Genomic DNA, 17121 nt, shown 5'->3' on the forward strand with positions numbered 1-17121 from the left:
GGGGCGTACAGCCTTGCTCGGCTGTGCGCCCTTTTTTTATCGGAGAAACCATGATCGCATTGAAGCCGCTGGCCCTGAGCCTGACCTTGCTGGGAGCCCTCGCTGCCAGTCCCGTATTTGCCGAAGTGCCGCAGAAGGCGCCGGAAATCGCCACCGCGTATGCGGAAAAAAGTGGCTGGGCGGCGCAGAAATTCATGGTCGCCGCCGCCAATCCGCTGGCCGCCGATGCCGGCTACCAGATGCTGAAGAAGGGCGGCAGCGCCATCGACGCGGCCATCGCCACGCAGCTGGTGCTCACCCTGGTCGAGCCGCAATCGTCGGGCATCGGCGGCGGCGCCTTTTTGCTGTACTCCACGGCCAAGGGCGTGCAGGCGTTCGACGGGCGCGAAACGGCGCCTGCCGCCGCCGATGAACACCTGTTCCAGAATGCGGACGGTAGCCCCGTCTCGCGCGCCACGGGCGTGGTGGGTGGGCGTTCCGTGGGCGCGCCGGGCGTGCTGCGCATGCTGGAGCTGGCCCACAAGGAGCATGGCAAGCTGCCGTGGGCGACCCTGTTCGGCCCCGCCATCAAGCTGGCGCACGGCGGCTTTCCCGTCAGCCAGCGCCTCAACGGCTTGCTGAACTGGGACCAGGCCCTGAAGCGCGACCCCGTCGCCGCCGCGTATTTCTATGACGGCGAGGGCAAGGCCTGGCCCGTCGGCCACGTGCTGAAGAACCCGCAGCTGGCGCGCACCCTGCGCGAAATCGCCCGCGGCGGCGCCGACGCCTTTTACAACGGCCGCATCGCGCGCGACATCGCCGCCAAGGTGGCGTCGCACCCGAGCAACCCGGGCAAGCTGACGGCGGCAGACATCGCCGGCTACCGCGCCAAGGTGCGCGAGCCCGTCTGCAGCGATTACAAGGCTTGGACCGTATGCGGCATGCCGCCGCCATCGTCGGGCGGCATCGCCATCGCGCAGATGCTGGGCATGCTGGAAGTGAAGGACATCCGCCCGTATGCGCCCGTCGACGGCGTGCTCGATGCGCAGGCGATCCACCTGTTTTCGGAAGCGGGGCGCCTGGCCTACGCGGACCGCAACCGCTACGTGGCCGACACGGACTTCGTGCCGCTGCCGGGCAAGGGCATCGCCTCGATGCTCGACAAAACCTACCTGGCGCAGCGCGCCGCCCTGATCGGCGACAAATCCATGGGTAAAGCCTTGCCCGGCACGCCGCCCGGCATGCAGGTGGCGTGGGGCATGGACAACGCCTTGCAGCGTCCGTCGACGTCGCACCTGGTGGCCGTCGACGCCTTCGGGGGCGGCCTGTCGATGACCACCAGCGTGGAAGACGCCTTCGGTTCGCGCCAGATGGTCGACGGCTTTTTGCTGAACAACCAGCTGACGGATTTCTCGTTCGATTCGCGCGATGCCGATGGCCCCATCGCCAACCGGGTCGAGGCGGGCAAGCGTCCGCGCAGCGCCATGTCGCCCACCCTCGTGTTCGAGAAGGGCACGCACAAGCTGGTGCTGGCGACGGGCTCGCCGGGCGGCTCGTCCATCATCAACTATGTCGCCAAGGTCCTGGTCGGCACCATGGACTGGGGCTTGAACGTGCAGCAGGCCATCAGCCTGCCGAACTTCGGCAGCCGCAACGGTCCGACGGAACTGGAAAAGGGCCGTGCGCCGGCCGCGCAAGTCGAGGCACTGCAGGCGATGGGTCACGAGGTGCGCGTCATCGAACAGAATTCCGGCTTGCAGGGCATCATGCGCCTGAATGCGCATGGCAAGGATTTCTGGTTTGGCGGGGCCGATCCGAGAAGAGAAGGGATGGTCCGAGGCGACTAAACTTTTCCACAAAGCATCAAGACCCTGCTAATCTGCCGGCATGGGAATGCAAAATAAAACAGGCTTGATACTCACGGGAGGGGGCGCCCGTGCCGCCTACCAGGTGGGCGTGCTGCAGGCGATTTCGGCGATTCTGTGGGAAGCGGGCTGGGCGCCGGCGCGCAACCCGTTCGATATCATCTGCGGCACCTCGGCCGGCGCCATCAATGCCACGGCGCTGGCCTGCCGTGCCGATAATTTCGGCGAAGGCGTGCAAAAACTGCTCGACGTGTGGCAGCACATCGAGGTCGAGCAGGTCTACCGGGCCGACTCGCTGGGCGTGATCCGCTCGGGCGCGCGCTGGCTGTCCTTGCTGTCGTTCGGCTGGCTGCTGCGCCAGTGGCATGCGTCGCCGCCCAATTCCCTGCTCGACAATACCCCGCTGGTCAGCCTGCTGCACCGCATGCTCGACCTGCCGCGCCTGGACGCGGCCCTGGCCGACGGCTTGCTGCATGCGCTGGCCGTGACGGCGTCGTCGTATTCGGGCAGCCGCCACATGACGTTTTACCAGACGGCCGAGGATATCGCGCCCTGGGTGCGCACGCAGCGCCTGGCCTTGCCGGACCAGATCGGCGTGGAGCACTTGCTCGCCTCGGCCGCCATCCCTTTCATTTTTCCCGCCGTGCCCCTGTACGTGGGCGGCCAGCGCGAATACTGCGGCGACGGTTCCATGCGCCAGCTGGCGCCGATCTCGCCGGCCATCCACCTGGGCGCGAACAAGGTGCTGGTGGTGGGCGCGGGGCGCATGACGGAACCGGCACCGGCCGCCTCCGAAGCGGCGCGCTACCCGAGCCTGGCACAGATCGCCGGCCACGCGCTGTCGTCGATCTTCCTCGATGGCCTGGCCGTCGACATTGAGCGCCTGAACCGCATCAACCTGACCCTGTCGATGCTGCCGCCCGAGTTGCTGGGCAAGACGGCCTTGCGGCCGGTGGAATTGCTGGTCATCGCGCCGTCCGAGCGGCTCGACGCCATCGCCAGCCGGCATATCGGCAGTTTGCCGCGTCCCATCCGCACCATGTTGTCGGGTATCGGCGCGGCCGAAGCGCGCGGCGCGGCGCTGGCATCGTATTTATTGTTCGAATCGACGTATACTAACGAGCTGATCCGTCTTGGACAGCGCGATACGCAGGCCCGCAAGGACGATGTACTGGCGTTTTTTGGTTCTTGAGACGGCCCCCGGAACAGTTGCGGGAGTTTTCGCGTTTTTTTGACAGGACGATTGTGCAGGTATTTCGACGTGTTTTCGATGTTGCCTTACTGTTAATTCTGCTGCTGGGCGGTCCGGCCATGGCCGCGCCTGCGCCCACCCTGCGCTTCGACCAGCTCAGTGTAGACCAGGGCCTGGCGCAGGAATCGGTACTGGCCATCGCCCAGGACCGGCAAGGCTATATGTGGTTCGGCAGCCAGTCTGGCCTGAGCCGCTACGACGGCTACCGCATGGTCGTCTACAAGAATATCGAGGGCGACAAGACCAGCCTGGCCGATAACTGGGTGGGCGAGCTGCATGTCGATAGCCAGGGCCAGCTGTGGGTGGGCACCGACAATGGCCTGGACCGCTTCGACGCCGCCAGCCAGACCTTCATCCACTACGTGCCGGCCGAAAAGAGCAAGCGCGGCAACGGCAACCGGCATATCCACGCCATCCTCGACGATGGCGCGCGCGGCTTCTGGATCGCCACCTCGGACGGCTTGCAGCATTTCGACCCCGCCACAGGCGTCTTCCGCACCTGGCACCATGAAGAAGGCAACCCGCACAGCCTGGGCGACAATGAAATCAAGGCGCTGGCGCTGGACGCGCAACGGCGCCTGTGGATCGGCACGGTCACGGGGCTGGACATGCTGGCGCCGGGCAGCGAGCGCTTCGAGCATTTCGCCGTCGATGCGATGCCCGGCTCGAAATACAACGTGATCCAGTCGCTGCTGGTCGACCGCCAGCAGAATCTGTGGATCGGCACCATGGCCGGCGCCGAGCGCTGGCGCCTGGGCGGCGCCGGCCAGCCGCCGCAGGCGCGCGTGCGCCTGAGCGAAAAACAGGGTTTTTCCGCCATCCGCGTGGCCAGCCTGTACCAGGACGTCGACGCCACCGTCTGGCTGGGCAGCAATGCCGATGGCCTGTTCCGCTGGCTGCCCGACAGCGACACCTTCCTGCAGTACCGGCACCAGACGGGCGACAAGTTCAGCGTCGCCGACAACCAGCTGTCGTCCTTGTACCGCGACCGCGCCGGCACTTTCTGGGTCGGCTCCTGGTACAACGGCGTGAGCCGGGTCGACCTGGGCAGCGGCGGCTTTGCGCGCATGGCGCGCGCGCCCGGCGACGTGGGCGCGCTGGCGGACAAGAAAGTGCGGGCCGTCGCCGACGCGGGCAATGGCAAGCTGTGGCTGGCCACCAAGGGCGGCCTGAAACTGTACGACACGCGCGACGGCAGCTCGCGCCTGTTCGACCTGCGCAGCTCGCCCGGCATGTCGCGCGACGAGCAGATCACCACCCTGTACAAGGGGCCGGACGGCACCCTGTGGGTGGGCGGCTCGACCGGCTTGCACCGCTTCGATCCGGCGCTGGAACGCTTCTTTACCATGCGCTTTGCCGCCGGCGACCCGAACAGCGACACCATCCGCAATGTCGTGAGCGACCGCAGCGGCATGCTGTGGGTCTCGACGCGGGGCGGCGTGCACCGTTTCGACCCCGTGAGCAAACGCTTCACCACCTACCGCCACGATCCGGCCGACCCGAACAGCCTGTCCGACAACATGGTGCGGCCCGTGCTGGAAGACGGCAAGGGGCGGCTGTGGATAGGCTCCTTCCACGGTCTGGACTTGCTGGACCGCGCCAGCGGCCGCTTCCGCCATTTCCGCCACGATCCGCAAGACCCGCATAGCCTGAGCCACGACGAAGTGCATTTCCTGCACGAAGACAAGCGCGGCGTGCTGTGGGTGGGCACGGCCAACGGCTTGAACCGCATGGACGTCGACGCCAAGGTCGGGATCCGCTTCCGGCGCTTCCTGCGCAAGGATGGCATGGCCGACGATGCCGTCGCCAGCATCCTCGGCGACGACAATGAACAGCTGTGGCTGAGCACCAACAGCGGCATCACGCGGCTCGACATGCGCAGCGGCCTGTTCCGCAACTACGACAGCGCCGACGGCACGGTGGAAGGCTCGTACTTCGATGGCGCGGCCTTGCGCGCGGCGGACGGGACCATGTATTTCGGCGGCTTCAACGGCATGACGGCGTTCGTGCCGCAGGATATCCACGACAACCGCGTGCCGCCGCTGGTGGCCATCACGGAACTGCAGATCTTCAACAAGCCGGTGGCCATCGGCCGCGGCGAGTTCGCGCACGTGCTCGGCACGGCGATCGACCATACGCGCAAGCTCGTGCTGACCAGCCGCGAAAGCGTCTTTTCGCTGGAATTCGCGGCCCTGCATTTCGCCGCGCCCCAGCGCAATATGTTCGCCTACCGGCTCGAAGGCTTCGACCAGGACTGGGTCATGACGGATGCGGGGCGGCGCTTTGCCACCTACACCAACCTCGATGCGGGCGACTACGTGTTTCGCGTCAAGGCGGCCAACAAGGACGGCGTGTGGAACGAGAGCGGCGCCACCCTGGCCATCACGATCCTGCCGCCGTTCTGGAAGACCTGGTGGTTCCGCACCCTGATGGCGGCGCTGCTGCTGGGCGCCGTGTACGTCGCCTACCGCCAGCGCGTGCGTGCGCTGCGGCGCCAGCAGAACGAGCTGGAAAAACTGGTCGGCGAACGCACGGCCGAGTTGCAGAGCAAGGAAATCGAAGTGCTGGCCCAGTCGGAAAAGCTGGCGCAAGTGAACAGCAGCCTGACGAAAAACGAGGAAAGCCTGCGCCAGGCCAAGCGCAAGGCCGAGGATGCGACGCGCCAGAAGTCGGAATTCCTGGCCAACATGAGCCACGAGATGCGCACCCCGCTGGCCGGCGTGATCGGCATGCTGGGCTTTGCCCTGCGCGACGAGCAGCTGCACGACGCCACGCGCGAGCAGATCCTGCGCGGCCAGGCCAATGCCCAGTCGCTGCTGGTGATCATCAATGACCTGCTCGATTTTTCCAAGATCGAGGCGGGCAAGCTGAGTATCGAAAACATCGACTTCGCGCTCGGCGCGGCCATCGAGACGGTCGTCAGCCTGTTCGAGGAGCAGGCGGCCGCGCGCAGCATCGGTTTCTCCATCGATTTCGCGCCCGACCTGCCGCCCTTCGTGGTGGGCGACCCGACCCGCTTGCGCCAGGTGCTGGTCAACCTGGTCGGCAATGCTTTCAAGTTCACCCAGCGCGGCGGCGTCAGCGTGTGCGTCGAGCGGGCCGGCGTGGCCAGCGGCAGCGGTGGACGCCGTGTCAACCTGATCCGCTTTAGCGTCAGCGACAGCGGCATCGGCATCGATGCGGACGCGATGGCGCGCCTGTTCCAGAAGTTCGAGCAGGCCGACGCCAGCACCACGCGGCGCTACGGGGGCACGGGGCTGGGCCTGGCGATCTGCCGCCAGCTGGTCGAACTGATGGAAGGCGAGATCGAGGTGGCCAGCACGCCGGGGCAGGGCAGCACGTTTGCCTTCACCTTGCCGCTGGCCGACGGCGTGGCGCCGCCGCTGGTGCCGCAGGTGGCGCTGGCGCCGCACAGCCACCAGTTGCGCGTGCTGTGCGCGGAAGACTTCCCCACCAACCAGATCATCATCCGCGTCATGCTCGAGGAACTGGGACACCGGGTCGACGTGGTCGCCAACGGCATGCTGGCGGTGGCGGCTTGCGTGCACACGCGCTATGACCTGATCCTGATGGACGGGCGCATGCCGGAAATGGACGGCGCCACGGCGACGCGTCTGATCCGCGTGGGCGGCTGGCCGGACCAGCCCGTGCGCGACCAGGAACTGATGATCGTGGCCCTGACGGCGAACGCCAGCGAAGAAGACCGCGGCCGCTACCTGGGCGTCGGCATGGACGATTTCCTCAGTAAACCCGTGGACGAGGCGGCGCTGCATGGCTTGCTGGCGCGCGCCATCGAGCGCCAGCTGCAGCGCGGGTTCATGTTGCCGCGCATGCCGTCGAACGCGCCGCGCGCTAGCGCGCGGGGGCAGGCCGAACTCGACGCCCTGTTCGGCATCGCGCCGGCCATCCCCGTCGTCGCGCCTGCGCAATCCGGCCGCGGCGGCGAACTGCAGCGGCGCATCCGCGTCGCCTTCGTCGCCGACCTGGAGGGGCGCTTGCGCGAACTCGACGACGCCCTGGCCGCGCAGGACAGCGACAACGCCGGGCGCCTGCTGCACGGATTGAAGGGCAGCGCCGCCTATCTCGATGAAACGCAGTTGCACATGCTGTGCACGGAAATGGAGGAGGCGGCGGACGGCGGGCGCTGGACCCAGGTGGCCCTGCATTTGCCGCAATTGCGCACACTGTTGGCGCAAATAGCCGTTTCGGGCAAGAAAATGTAAAATAGGCAATGCCGGCCATCGGGCGCGCGGCGAAACTGGGTAGAATACGGCCAGGCCCCTGACGCCGCCGGCAATGGAGAAAGCAATGAAAGTACTGGTGGTTGACGACGATGTCGTGTCGCGCATGGTATTGATGCATCTGATCGACAGCTGCGGCGTGCACGATATCGTGGAAGCCGAAGATGGCGCGGCGGCGTGGGAGCAGCTCGAAGGCGGCTTGCGCCCCGCGCTGTGCTTCTGCGACTTGCGCATGCCGCGCCTGTCCGGCATGGAGCTGCTGCAGAAGATCCGCTCCGACAGCGCGCTCGATGCCATGCCGCTGGTGCTGGTATCGTCGGCGAATGACCACGACACGGTGCGCGACGCCGTGCAGGCCGGCGCCGCCGGCTACATCGTCAAGCCTTTCCAGCCGGAGCAGGTGCGCCAGCATATCGACGCCTGCTTCGACGTCTCGGCCTTGCCGGCCGAGGCGCCGCGCGACACCTTGCAGCGCCTGGGTATCGACGGCGAACGCCTGCTGGCCTATCTGACAGGCTTTCAGGGACAGATAGTCGCCGCCAGCGAACAGGTCGACGCCTTGCTGGCGCGCGGTGAACCGGCGCAGGCGCGCCAGCAGCTCGAACGGCTGCACCTCGGTTGCCGCACCCTGGGCTTGCACGGCGCGGAAGCCGGCATGAGCGCGCTGCTGCAGTCGGCGGTGCTCGATGGCGAGCAGATGCAGGCTGCCCTGGCCGCGCTGGCGCGCAGCGCGGCGCAGCAGGCGCGTTTGCTGCGCCAGGACGGCGCCGACTGATACACCATAACAAAACCTACTGCGCGTCGTGATTTGCGGCTTCCGATGCTCACTGTGCATCCGCACAGCTCCGCTTCTCGGCCACAACTCCCATCCGCTCGCTACGGTTTTGTTAGGTGTGTTGAAATTGCTGTTTCTGCTTGCTGGAAAAATACTTTAGGTTTAAAGTATCTGCTTCCGGGCCTTGTGCACGCGCCCGCCACCAGCCAGGATGAGCATGAGCAGCGACCCTTCGCCTACCACCGCATCTCCCCAGGATGATTTTGCGCGCGCGCACCTGCCGCCGCGCGCACTCTGGCCGCAGCTGTGCCTCGACTTGCCCGGGCTGCAGTATCCGGCGCGTCTCAATTGCATCGCCGCGCTGCTTGATGCGGCCGTGGCCAACGGCGGCGGCGAGCGCACCGCCATCCTTGCCGACGGCCAGCGCTGGAGCTACGCCGAGCTGGCGCGCCAGGTCGACCGCATCGCCCACGTGCTGCACGCCGACCTGGGCCTGATCCCCGGCAACCGCGTGCTGCTGCGCGGCGCGAATACCCCGATGATGGCCGCCTGTCTGCTGGCCGTGCTGAAGGCCGGCTGCATCGCCGTGCCCACCATGCCGCTGCTGCGCGCGCGCGAACTGTCCACCATCCTGACCAAGGCGCAAGTCAATGCGGTGCTGTGCGCGCAGGGCCTGCGCGGGGAGCTCGACGGCTTGCCCGGCCTGCCGGCCATGCTGTGCTTTGGCGCCGCCGATGCGGAACTGGAACGGCGCATGGCGGCCCACGATGCGCCATTTCCCGCGCACGACACGGCGGCCGACGACGTCTGCCTGATCAGCTTTACCTCGGGCACGACGGGCGTCCCCAAAGGCACCATGCATATGCACCGCGACCTGCTGGCCATCTGCGACTGCTTTCCCCGTTCCATGCTGCAGGTGCGCGCCGACGACATCTTCATCGGCACGCCGCCGCTGGCTTTTACTTTTGGCCTGGGCGGCCTGCTGCTGTTTCCCCTGCGTTTTGGCGCGGCCACCGTGCTGCTGGAAAAACTCACGCCCGAGACCCTGCTGCGGGCCATCGGCGCCTATCAAGCCACCATCTGCTTCACGGCGCCCACCTTTTACCGCCAGATGGCGCCCCTGGCGGCCAGTTACGACTTACGCAGCCTGCGCTTGTGCGTGTCGGCCGGCGAAGCGCTGCCGCTGGCCACGCGCGACGCCTGGCAGGCGGCGACGGGACTGGCCATGACGGACGGCATCGGCGCCACCGAAATGCTGCACATCTTCATTTCCGCCACGGGCGAGGGCATCCGCCGCGGCGCCATCGGCAAGGCCATTCCCGGCTACCAGGCGTGCATCGTCGACGATGCGGGCGTGCCGCAGCCGCCCGGCGTGACGGGCCGCCTGGCCGTAAAAGGCCCCACCGGCTGCCGCTACCTGTCCGACCCGCGCCAGCGCGAATACGTGCAGAACGGCTGGAACCTGACGGGCGACACCTTCGAGATGGATGCCGACGGCTATTTCTATTACCGCTCGCGCAGCGACGACATGATCGTCTCGGCCGGCTACAACATCGCCGGCCCGGAAGTGGAAGAGGCGCTGCTGCGCCATCCTGCCGTGGCCGAATGCGGCGTGGTCGGGCGCGCCGATGCCGAGCGCGGCCAGATCGTCGAGGCGCACATCGTGCTCAAGGAGGGCTGCCAGGCCAGCGACGTGCTGGCGGCCGAACTGCAGGACTTCGTGCGCCAGCAGATCGCCCCGTATAAATACCCGCGCGCCATCCATTTCCTGCCTGCGCTGCCGCGCACGGAAACGGGCAAGCTGCAGCGCTTCAAACTTCGCACGGACACCCCATGAATATCGTCTGTATCGGCGGCGGCCCCGCCGGCCTGTATTTCAGCCTGCTCATGAAAAAGCAGAACCCGCATCACCGCATCACCGTCATCGAGCGCAACCGCCCGTACGACACGTTTGGCTGGGGCGTGGTGTTTTCCGACCAGACCCTGGGCAACCTGGCCAACGCGGACGAGCCGACGGCGCGCGCCATCCTGCAGGCGTTCAACCATTGGGACGATATCGAGATCCACTTCAAGGGCGAGACCGTGCGCTCGGGCGGCCATGGCTTTTGCGGCATCGGCCGCAAGCGCCTGCTCAATATCCTGCAGGCGCGCTGCGAGGAACTCGGCGTGCAGCTGGTGTTCGAGACGGAAGTGCGGGACGACCAGGCCATCGCGCGCCAGTACGGCGCCGACCTGGTGATCGCCAGCGACGGCTTGAACAGCCGCATCCGCACGCGCTATGCGGCCAGCTACCAGCCCGAGATCGACCAGCGCCATTGCCGCTTCGTCTGGCTGGGCACGCGCAAGAAATTCGAGGCGTTCACGTTTGCCTTCCGCCAGACGGAATTCGGCTGGTTCCAGGCGCATATCTATCAATACGATGGCGAGACGTCGACCTTCATCGTTGAAACGCCCGAATACGTGTGGCGCGCCGCGGGGCTCGATAGCATGAGCCAGGAAGAGGGCATCGCCTTTTGCGCAGCCCTGTTCGCCGAGGAACTCGACGGCCATGAGTTGCTGAGCAATTCGCCGCACTTGCGCGGCTCGGCGCAGTGGATCACCTTCCCGCGCATCGTCTGCCGGCAATGGGTGCACCGGCAGGACGGCGTGCCCGTCGTGCTGATGGGCGACGCGGCCCACACGGCGCATTACTCGATCGGCTCGGGCACCAAGCTGGCGCTGGAAGACGCCATCGAGCTGGCGCGCTGCTTCGGCCTGCATGGGGATAGCGACGCTGCGCTGGCCGCCTACCAGCAGCTGCGCGCCATCGAGGTGCTGAAGATCCAGAGCGCGGCGCGCAATTCCATGGAGTGGTTTGAAAATGTCGAGCGCTACAGCGCCATGGAAGCGCCGCAGTTCGCCTATTCGATGCTCACGCGCAGCCAGCGCATCTCGCATGAAAACCTGCGCCTGCGCGATCCCGCCTACGTGGCCGGCTATGAACTGTGGCTGGCGCGGCGCGCCGGCGAGCAGGCCGGCGTTGTATTTCCGCAAGAACCTTTGCCGGATCAGGCCTTGCCGCCCATGCTCACGCCGTTCCGGCTGCGCGGCATGCTGCTGAAAAACCGCATCGCCGTCTCGCCGATGGCGCAGTACAGCGCCGTCGACGGCGTGGCGGGCGACTACCATCTGATGCACCTGGGCGCGCGCGCCATGGGCGGCGCCGGCCTCGTGTTTGCCGAGATGACGTGCGTGTCGGCCGACGCGCGCATCACGCCCGCCTGCCCCGGCATGTACAGCGAGGCGCACACGCAGGCCTGGCGGCGCATCGTCGATTTCGTGCACGCGAACAGCGATGCGAAGATCGCCCTGCAGCTGGGCCACGCGGGGGCGAAAGGCTCGACGCGGCCCATGTGGGACGGCATCGACCTGCCGCTCAAGGATGGCAACTGGCCTTTGACCTCGGCCTCGGAGCAGCAGTATCTGGCCGGCGTGTCGCAAACGGCGCGGGCGGCCACGGAAAACGACCTGGCGCGCATCGAGCACGACTTCGTGCGCGCCACCCTGGCCGCCGCCGTCGCCGGTTTCGACTGGCTGGAACTGCATTGCGCGCACGGCTATCTGCTGTCGAGTTTTATTTCGCCGCTGACCAACCGCCGCACGGACGAGTATGGCGGCAGCCTGGAAAACCGCTGCCGCTATCCGCTGCGCGTGTTCCGCGCCATGCGCGCGGCCTGGCCGCAGGATAAACCGATGAGCGTGCGCATCTCGGCCCACGACTGGGTCGAAGGCGGCATCACGCCAGACGATGCGGTCGTCATCGCGCGCCTGTTCAAGCAGGCGGGCGCCGACCTGATCGACTGTTCCTCGGGCCAGGTCAGCAAGCTCGAACAGCCGGTCTACGGGCGCATGTTCCAGGCGCCGTTCGCCGACCGCGTGCGCAACGAGGCAGGCATCGCCAGCATGGCCGTCGGCTCGATCTTTGAAGCGGATCACGCCAACAGCATCATCGCCGCCGGGCGCGCCGACCTGTGCGCCGTGGGCCGCCCGCACCTGGCCAACCCGGCCTGGACCCTGACGGAAATGGCGCGCATCGGCTACAGCGGCGCAGGCGCTGGGAAAGGCGCAGCCTGGCCGAAACAGTACCGGCCGGGCCAGCAGCAGCTGGAACGCAATCTGCAGCGCGAGCGCCAGCTGGCCGCCGCCAACACGGGCCTCACCCCGCAACAGGTGGCCGCGCGGCTGCTGGAAGGATGACATGAGCAAGGAAGCATTGATGGACGCATTATCAGGAAAGCATGCGCTGGTGACGGGCGCCGGCAGCGGCATCGGCCTGGCCTGCGCGGGCGCCTTGCTGGACGCGGGCGCCAGGGTCACCCTGGCCGGGCGCGATGGCGCGCGGCTGGCGCGCGCGCGCATGCAGCTGGAAGAGGCGGGCCATGCGGGTCGGGTGGCCATCTGTGTGCTCGACGTGGCCGTGGAAGCATCCGTGCAGGCGGGCTTCGCGCAGGCCGCCGCGCATTTCGGCCGCATCGATATATTGATCAATAACGCGGGCCAGGCGCATGCGGCGCCTTTCGGCAAGACGGATGCCGCCATCTGGCAGCAGATGCTGGCCGTGAACCTGACGGGCGTGTTCCACTGCTGCCAGGCGGCCATGCCGGCCATGCTGGACGCGGGCTGCGGGCGCATCGTCAACGTGGCGTCGACGGCGGGCTTGAAAGGCTATCGTTACGTCAGCGCCTATGTCGCCGCCAAGCATGGCGTGATCGGCCTGACGCGCGCACTGGCGCTGGAAGCGGCGCCGCGCGGCGTCACCGTCAACGCCGTCTGCCCCGGCTACACGGAAACGGACATGGTGGCGCAGGCCGTGCAGAACATCGTGCGCAAGACGGGGCGCGGCGAAGACGCGGCGCGCGCGGAACTGGCCGCTGCCAATCCGCAGCAGCGGCTGGTGCAGCCGCGCGAAGTGGCCGATGCGGTGGCGTGGCTATGCCTGCCCGCGTCGGCCGCCATGAATGGACAATCGATCGCCGTCGCCGGCGGCGAAGTCATGTAGACAATGGATAAAATGGATAATCAACGCGACCTCCAGCAGGCAGAACCCGTGCTGGACCTGGCCAGCCGGCTGACGCAGGACCACCACCAGTCGCTCAAGCTGTGGCTGCGCATGCTCTCGTGCACGGTGAAAATCGAGAACGAGGTGCGCACGCGCTTGCGCGCCACCTTCGGCATCACCTTGCCCCGCTTCGACTTGATGGCGCAGCTCGAACGCTTTCCCGATGGTTTGCGCATGGGCGAGCTGTCCAGGCGCATGATGGTCACGGGCGGCAATATCACGGGCATCACCGACCAGCTGGAGCAGGAAAAATTGGTGGCGCGCGTGGTCGACCCGAAAGACCGCCGCTCGTACAGCGTCAAGCTGACGCCGGCCGGCCGGCGCGCCTTCGACGAGATGGCGCGCGTGCATGAGGGCTGGATCGCCGAACTGCTGCACGGCGTGACGCCGGACGACAAAAACCAATTGATCGACCTGCTGTCGCACATGAAGCAGCAGCTGAATAACACCTCAATAAAGGACTGAGCATGCGCCATCTACCCGGCCAGCCGCAAGACCTGCCAGGCAACCGCGCCAGCCTGGCCGGCTACGCCGCGCGGCATTTCCTGTTTGCCGTCGACGCAGGCGTCGCCACCTTGACCCTGCACCGGCCCGAGCGCAAGAATCCGCTCACCTTCGATTCGTATGCGGAGCTGCGCGAGCTGTTCCGCGCGCTGGCGCATGCGGACGACGTCAAGGCCGTGGTCATCACGGGCAGCGGCGGCAATTTCTGCTCGGGCGGCGACGTGCACGACATCATCGGCCCGCTGACGCAACTCGACATGCCCGGCCTGCTGGCGTTTACCCGCATGACGGGCGACGTGGTGAAGGCCATGCGCGCCTGTCCGCAACCCATCATCGCCGCCATCGACGGCATTTGCGCGGGCGCCGGCGCCATGCTGGCGCTGGCTTCCGATATCCGCATCGGCACGGCGCGCAGCAAGACGGCCTTTTTGTTTACGCGGGTGGGCCTGGCCGGTTGCGACATGGGAGCATGCGCCTTGCTGCCGCGCGTGATCGGCCAGGGCCGCGCCGCCGAACTGCTGTACACGGGGCGCTCCCTGGCTGGAGCCGAGGGCGAGCGCTGGGGCTGGCTCAACCGCCTGGTCGAGCCGGAGGAGCTGGCCGAGGCGGCGCAGCTGTTCGCCGCCGGCCTGGCCAGCGGCCCCACCTTCGCGCACGGCATGACGAAAAAAATGCTGCAGCAGGAATGGAACATGGGCGTCGACGAAGCCATCGAGGCGGAAGCGCAGGCGCAGGCCATCTGCATGGCCACCAACGATTTTCACCGCGCCTATCACGCCTTCGTGGCGAAGGAAAAACCGCAGTTCGAGGGCGATTGAGATGCAAAATACACGCGACACCACTTACCTGGAATGGCCTTTTTTCGAAGCGCGCCATGCCGAACTTGAGCGGCACCTCGATGCTTGGGCGGCGCAGCACCTTGGCGACGAGCATGGCGCCGATGTCGACGCGGCTTGCCGCGCGCGGGTGGCGCAACTGGGGCAGGGGGGCTGGCTGGCATACGCCACCGGTACCGATGGCAAGATCGATACGCGCGCCATTTGCCTGATGCGCGAAACCCTGGCGCGCCACGACGGCCTGGCCGATTTCGCTTTTGCCATGCAGGGACTCGGCTCGGGCGCCATCGGCCTGTTCGGCAGCGCCGGGAACAAGGCGCGCTATTTGCCGGACGTGGCCAGCGGCAAGCGCATCGCCGCCTTTGCCCTGTCCGAGCCGCAGGCGGGCTCTGACGTGGCGGCCATGGCGTGCGCGGCGCGCCGCGACGGCGACGACTATGTGCTCGACGGCGAAAAGACGTGGATCTCGAACGGCGGCATCGCCGACTTCTACGTCGTCTTTGCCCGTACGGGCGAGGCGCCGGGCGCGCGCGGCATCAGCGCCTTCATCGTCGATGCCGACAATCCCGGGCTGGAAATCGCCGAGCGCATCGCCGTCATCGCCCCGCATCCGCTGGCGCGCCTGCGTTTCAATCATTGCCGCGTGCCCGTGTCGCAGCGCCTGGGCGAGGCGGGGCAGGGCTTCAAGGTGGCGATGGCGACACTGGACGTGTTCCGCACCTCGGTGGCCGCGGCCGCGCTGGGCTTTGCGCGGCGCGCGTTTGACGAGGCGCTGCGCCACGCGACAAAGCGCCAGATGTTCGGCCAGACCCTGGCGGACTTCCAGCTGACGCAGGCAAAATTGGCGCAGATGGCCACCGGCATCGACGCGGCCGCGCTGCTGACCTACCGCGCCGCCTGGCAGCGCGACCAGGGCCGCAAGGTGACGAAGGAAGCGGCCATGGCCAAGCTGACGGCCACCGAGACGGCGCAGCAGGTGATCGACGCGGCCGTGCAGCTGTTCGGCGGCATGGGCGTCGTCAGCGGACATCCGGTCGAGCGCCTGTACCGCGAAATCCGCGCCTTGCGCATCTACGAGGGCGCCAGCGAAGTACAGCAACTGATCATCGCGCGCGAACTGCTGCGCGAGGCGGCCAGCGCATGAACCCCATGGACAACGAGGAAAACACAATGCAAGTGCTGCAACCACCAGGATGGGCCAGGCCGCGCGGCTATGCGAACGGCGTTGCCGCCAGCGGACGCACGGTGTATGTCAGCGGCATGATCGGCTGGGATGCGCAGGGGCAATTTCATACGGACGACTTCGCGGGACAGGTGCGCCAGGCGCTGCAGAACGTCGTCGCCGTGCTGGCCGAGGCGGGCGCCTTGCCCGAGCACATCGTGCGCATGAACTGGTATGTACTGGACAAGAAGGAATATGTGGCGGCATATCCACACATTGGCGTTGCCTACAGGGAAATCATCGGCAAGCATTTTCCAGCCATGACGGCCGTGCAGGTAGCGGGATTGATCGAGGATAGGGCGAGGGTGGAGATCGAGGTGACGGCGGTGTTGCCTGGCTGAATTTCTGCTATGAAATATTGCGTATTGGTATCTAAATAATAAATATAAAAATATCATCTATCGTGTTATATTTGGCAACCGGAGCATGCGCCGGTTTTAAATACTGACAGTCGAGGTAGAAGATGCGCAATAATTTTAGAGTGGTGAGAAGTGTGGTGCTGGCCTTGGCCGGTATGGGTTTTTCCCTGGGCGCGCAGGCGGGACCCGGTACTTCGCTACTCTCTCCCGGCTATCAGGCGCAGCTGGAAACCTGGCTCGGCGAAGGCCATCTGGCACTGACGAACATCTATAGCAAGGCAACGGGTGATACTTCGCTCGATTTTCACAAGGCTTCCGATGGCAAGGGGCGCACCTTTTCCGTCATGGAAGCCACGAATTCATCGGGCAAGACGTGGCTGGTGGGCGGCTATAATCCGCAAAGCTGGAGTTCCAGCGATGGCATGCATGTCACCATGGATGACAGCCAGCGCACGGCCTTCCTGTTCAATCTGACGGCCGGCTTCATGCTGCCGCAACTGAAGCAGTATTTCAATGGCGATGGAATCGGCAAGGACCAGACCTACAATCAGGCCAATTATGGACCCACGTTTGGCTATGGCCACGATTTGTATGTGCCGCAGGACCTCACGCATGGCGGCAGTTCCTTTCTCTATACCTATAATTATCTGGGCCAGCCATCGACCGGTGTCAGCTTGCTAGACGGTTCTACCTGGCATGGCAACGATGTGACCTTCGGCGCCATCCAGGTATTTGCCATCAGTGCCGTGCCGGAGCCGGGAACGTATGGAATGCTCATGGCAGGATTGCTGCTGATCCTGGCGCGCCGCCTTGGCAAACGTGCGGTTGGCAATGTGCACAGTGGTAAATGACGCTGAAAAAAACATTGTGCAGTATGCCGTCCTGTGCCAGGCAAGCCGTCGCAGGACGGCGGGTTGGGTGCTAGCCCGCTACTCATGGGGACGGTAGAGCGAACAGGTTCGAAACCTGTTGCGAGATCGGCCTGGCGCT

At 66.3% G+C, this 17121-nt stretch carries 12 protein-coding genes; all 12 read left to right on the forward strand.

Annotation, left to right across the window (positions count from 1 at the left end; genetic code table 11):
* The first annotated feature begins 50 nt into the window (after positions 1 to 50).
* The 12 genes from ggt (at position 51) to AC0V2Y_RS08370 (ending at position 16982) form a co-directional block, all read left to right on the forward strand.
* Positions 51 to 1826, forward strand: coding sequence for a gamma-glutamyltransferase (gene ggt / locus AC0V2Y_RS08315; RefSeq protein ID WP_475415652.1), 1776 nt, complete (start codon positions 51 to 53; stop codon positions 1824 to 1826).
* Between the two features lie 40 nt (positions 1827 to 1866).
* On the forward strand, positions 1867 to 3036 hold the full coding sequence (locus AC0V2Y_RS08320; protein ID WP_319992520.1) for a patatin-like phospholipase family protein: 1170 nt from the start codon (positions 1867 to 1869) through the stop codon (positions 3034 to 3036).
* A gap of 119 nt (positions 3037 to 3155) precedes the next feature.
* Entirely contained in the window at positions 3156 to 7319 is a 4164-nt protein-coding gene (locus AC0V2Y_RS08325; RefSeq protein ID WP_475415651.1) for a hybrid sensor histidine kinase/response regulator, read from the forward strand.
* Positions 7320 to 7404: 85 nt separating this feature from the next.
* Positions 7405 to 8112 (forward strand): response regulator, encoded by a 708-nt coding sequence (locus AC0V2Y_RS08330; protein ID WP_475415650.1) that lies wholly within the window; start codon positions 7405 to 7407, stop codon positions 8110 to 8112.
* A gap of 217 nt (positions 8113 to 8329) precedes the next feature.
* A complete protein-coding gene (locus AC0V2Y_RS08335) occupies positions 8330 to 9949 on the forward strand; it encodes an AMP-binding protein (protein ID WP_475415649.1) in 1620 nt (539 codons plus the stop codon).
* Positions 9946 to 12348 (forward strand): bifunctional salicylyl-CoA 5-hydroxylase/oxidoreductase, encoded by a 2403-nt coding sequence (locus AC0V2Y_RS08340; protein WP_475415648.1) that lies wholly within the window; start codon positions 9946 to 9948, stop codon positions 12346 to 12348. Before AC0V2Y_RS08335 ends, AC0V2Y_RS08340 begins: the two co-directional genes overlap by 4 nt.
* A 19-nt stretch (positions 12349 to 12367) precedes the next feature.
* Positions 12368 to 13150, forward strand: coding sequence for an SDR family NAD(P)-dependent oxidoreductase (locus AC0V2Y_RS08345; RefSeq protein WP_475415647.1), 783 nt, complete (start codon positions 12368 to 12370; stop codon positions 13148 to 13150).
* Positions 13151 to 13162: 12 nt separating this feature from the next.
* Positions 13163 to 13675: a MarR family winged helix-turn-helix transcriptional regulator gene (locus AC0V2Y_RS08350; RefSeq protein ID WP_475415646.1), complete on the forward strand. Its 513-nt coding sequence runs from the start codon at positions 13163 to 13165 to the stop codon at positions 13673 to 13675.
* Between the two features lie 2 nt (positions 13676 to 13677).
* Positions 13678 to 14532, forward strand: coding sequence for an enoyl-CoA hydratase family protein (locus tag AC0V2Y_RS08355; RefSeq protein WP_475415645.1), 855 nt, complete (start codon positions 13678 to 13680; stop codon positions 14530 to 14532).
* A gap of 1 nt (position 14533) precedes the next feature.
* Positions 14534 to 15694, forward strand: coding sequence for an acyl-CoA dehydrogenase family protein (locus tag AC0V2Y_RS08360; RefSeq protein ID WP_475415644.1), 1161 nt, complete (start codon positions 14534 to 14536; stop codon positions 15692 to 15694).
* 26 nt (positions 15695 to 15720) lie between these two features.
* Positions 15721 to 16113: a RidA family protein gene (locus AC0V2Y_RS08365; protein WP_475415643.1), complete on the forward strand. Its 393-nt coding sequence runs from the start codon at positions 15721 to 15723 to the stop codon at positions 16111 to 16113.
* A gap of 122 nt (positions 16114 to 16235) precedes the next feature.
* Positions 16236 to 16982 (forward strand): PEP_CTERM-anchored TLD domain-containing protein, encoded by a 747-nt coding sequence (locus AC0V2Y_RS08370; protein WP_475418330.1) that lies wholly within the window; start codon positions 16236 to 16238, stop codon positions 16980 to 16982.
* Positions 16983 to 17121 lie beyond the last annotated feature (139 nt).

The organism is Janthinobacterium sp. BHSEK (genome assembly GCF_056174685.1).

What these genes read in the sequence shown, in the direction of transcription:
- ggt (WP_475415652.1), top strand. Translation starts at nt 51, where the DNA reads ATGATCGCATTGAAGCCGCTGGCCCTGAGCCTGACCTTGCTGGGAGCC.
- AC0V2Y_RS08320 (WP_319992520.1), top strand. Translation starts at nt 1,867, where the DNA reads ATGGGAATGCAAAATAAAACAGGCTTGATACTCACGGGAGGGGGCGCC.
- AC0V2Y_RS08325 (WP_475415651.1), top strand. Translation starts at nt 3,156, where the DNA reads ATGGCCGCGCCTGCGCCCACCCTGCGCTTCGACCAGCTCAGTGTAGAC.
- AC0V2Y_RS08330 (WP_475415650.1), top strand. Translation starts at nt 7,405, where the DNA reads ATGAAAGTACTGGTGGTTGACGACGATGTCGTGTCGCGCATGGTATTG.
- AC0V2Y_RS08335 (WP_475415649.1), top strand. Translation starts at nt 8,330, where the DNA reads ATGAGCAGCGACCCTTCGCCTACCACCGCATCTCCCCAGGATGATTTT.
- AC0V2Y_RS08340 (WP_475415648.1), top strand. Translation starts at nt 9,946, where the DNA reads ATGAATATCGTCTGTATCGGCGGCGGCCCCGCCGGCCTGTATTTCAGC.
- AC0V2Y_RS08345 (WP_475415647.1), top strand. Translation starts at nt 12,368, where the DNA reads ATGGACGCATTATCAGGAAAGCATGCGCTGGTGACGGGCGCCGGCAGC.
- AC0V2Y_RS08350 (WP_475415646.1), top strand. Translation starts at nt 13,163, where the DNA reads ATGGATAATCAACGCGACCTCCAGCAGGCAGAACCCGTGCTGGACCTG.
- AC0V2Y_RS08355 (WP_475415645.1), top strand. Translation starts at nt 13,678, where the DNA reads ATGCGCCATCTACCCGGCCAGCCGCAAGACCTGCCAGGCAACCGCGCC.
- AC0V2Y_RS08360 (WP_475415644.1), top strand. Translation starts at nt 14,534, where the DNA reads ATGCAAAATACACGCGACACCACTTACCTGGAATGGCCTTTTTTCGAA.
- AC0V2Y_RS08365 (WP_475415643.1), top strand. Translation starts at nt 15,721, where the DNA reads ATGCAAGTGCTGCAACCACCAGGATGGGCCAGGCCGCGCGGCTATGCG.
- AC0V2Y_RS08370 (WP_475418330.1), top strand. Translation starts at nt 16,236, where the DNA reads ATGCGCAATAATTTTAGAGTGGTGAGAAGTGTGGTGCTGGCCTTGGCC.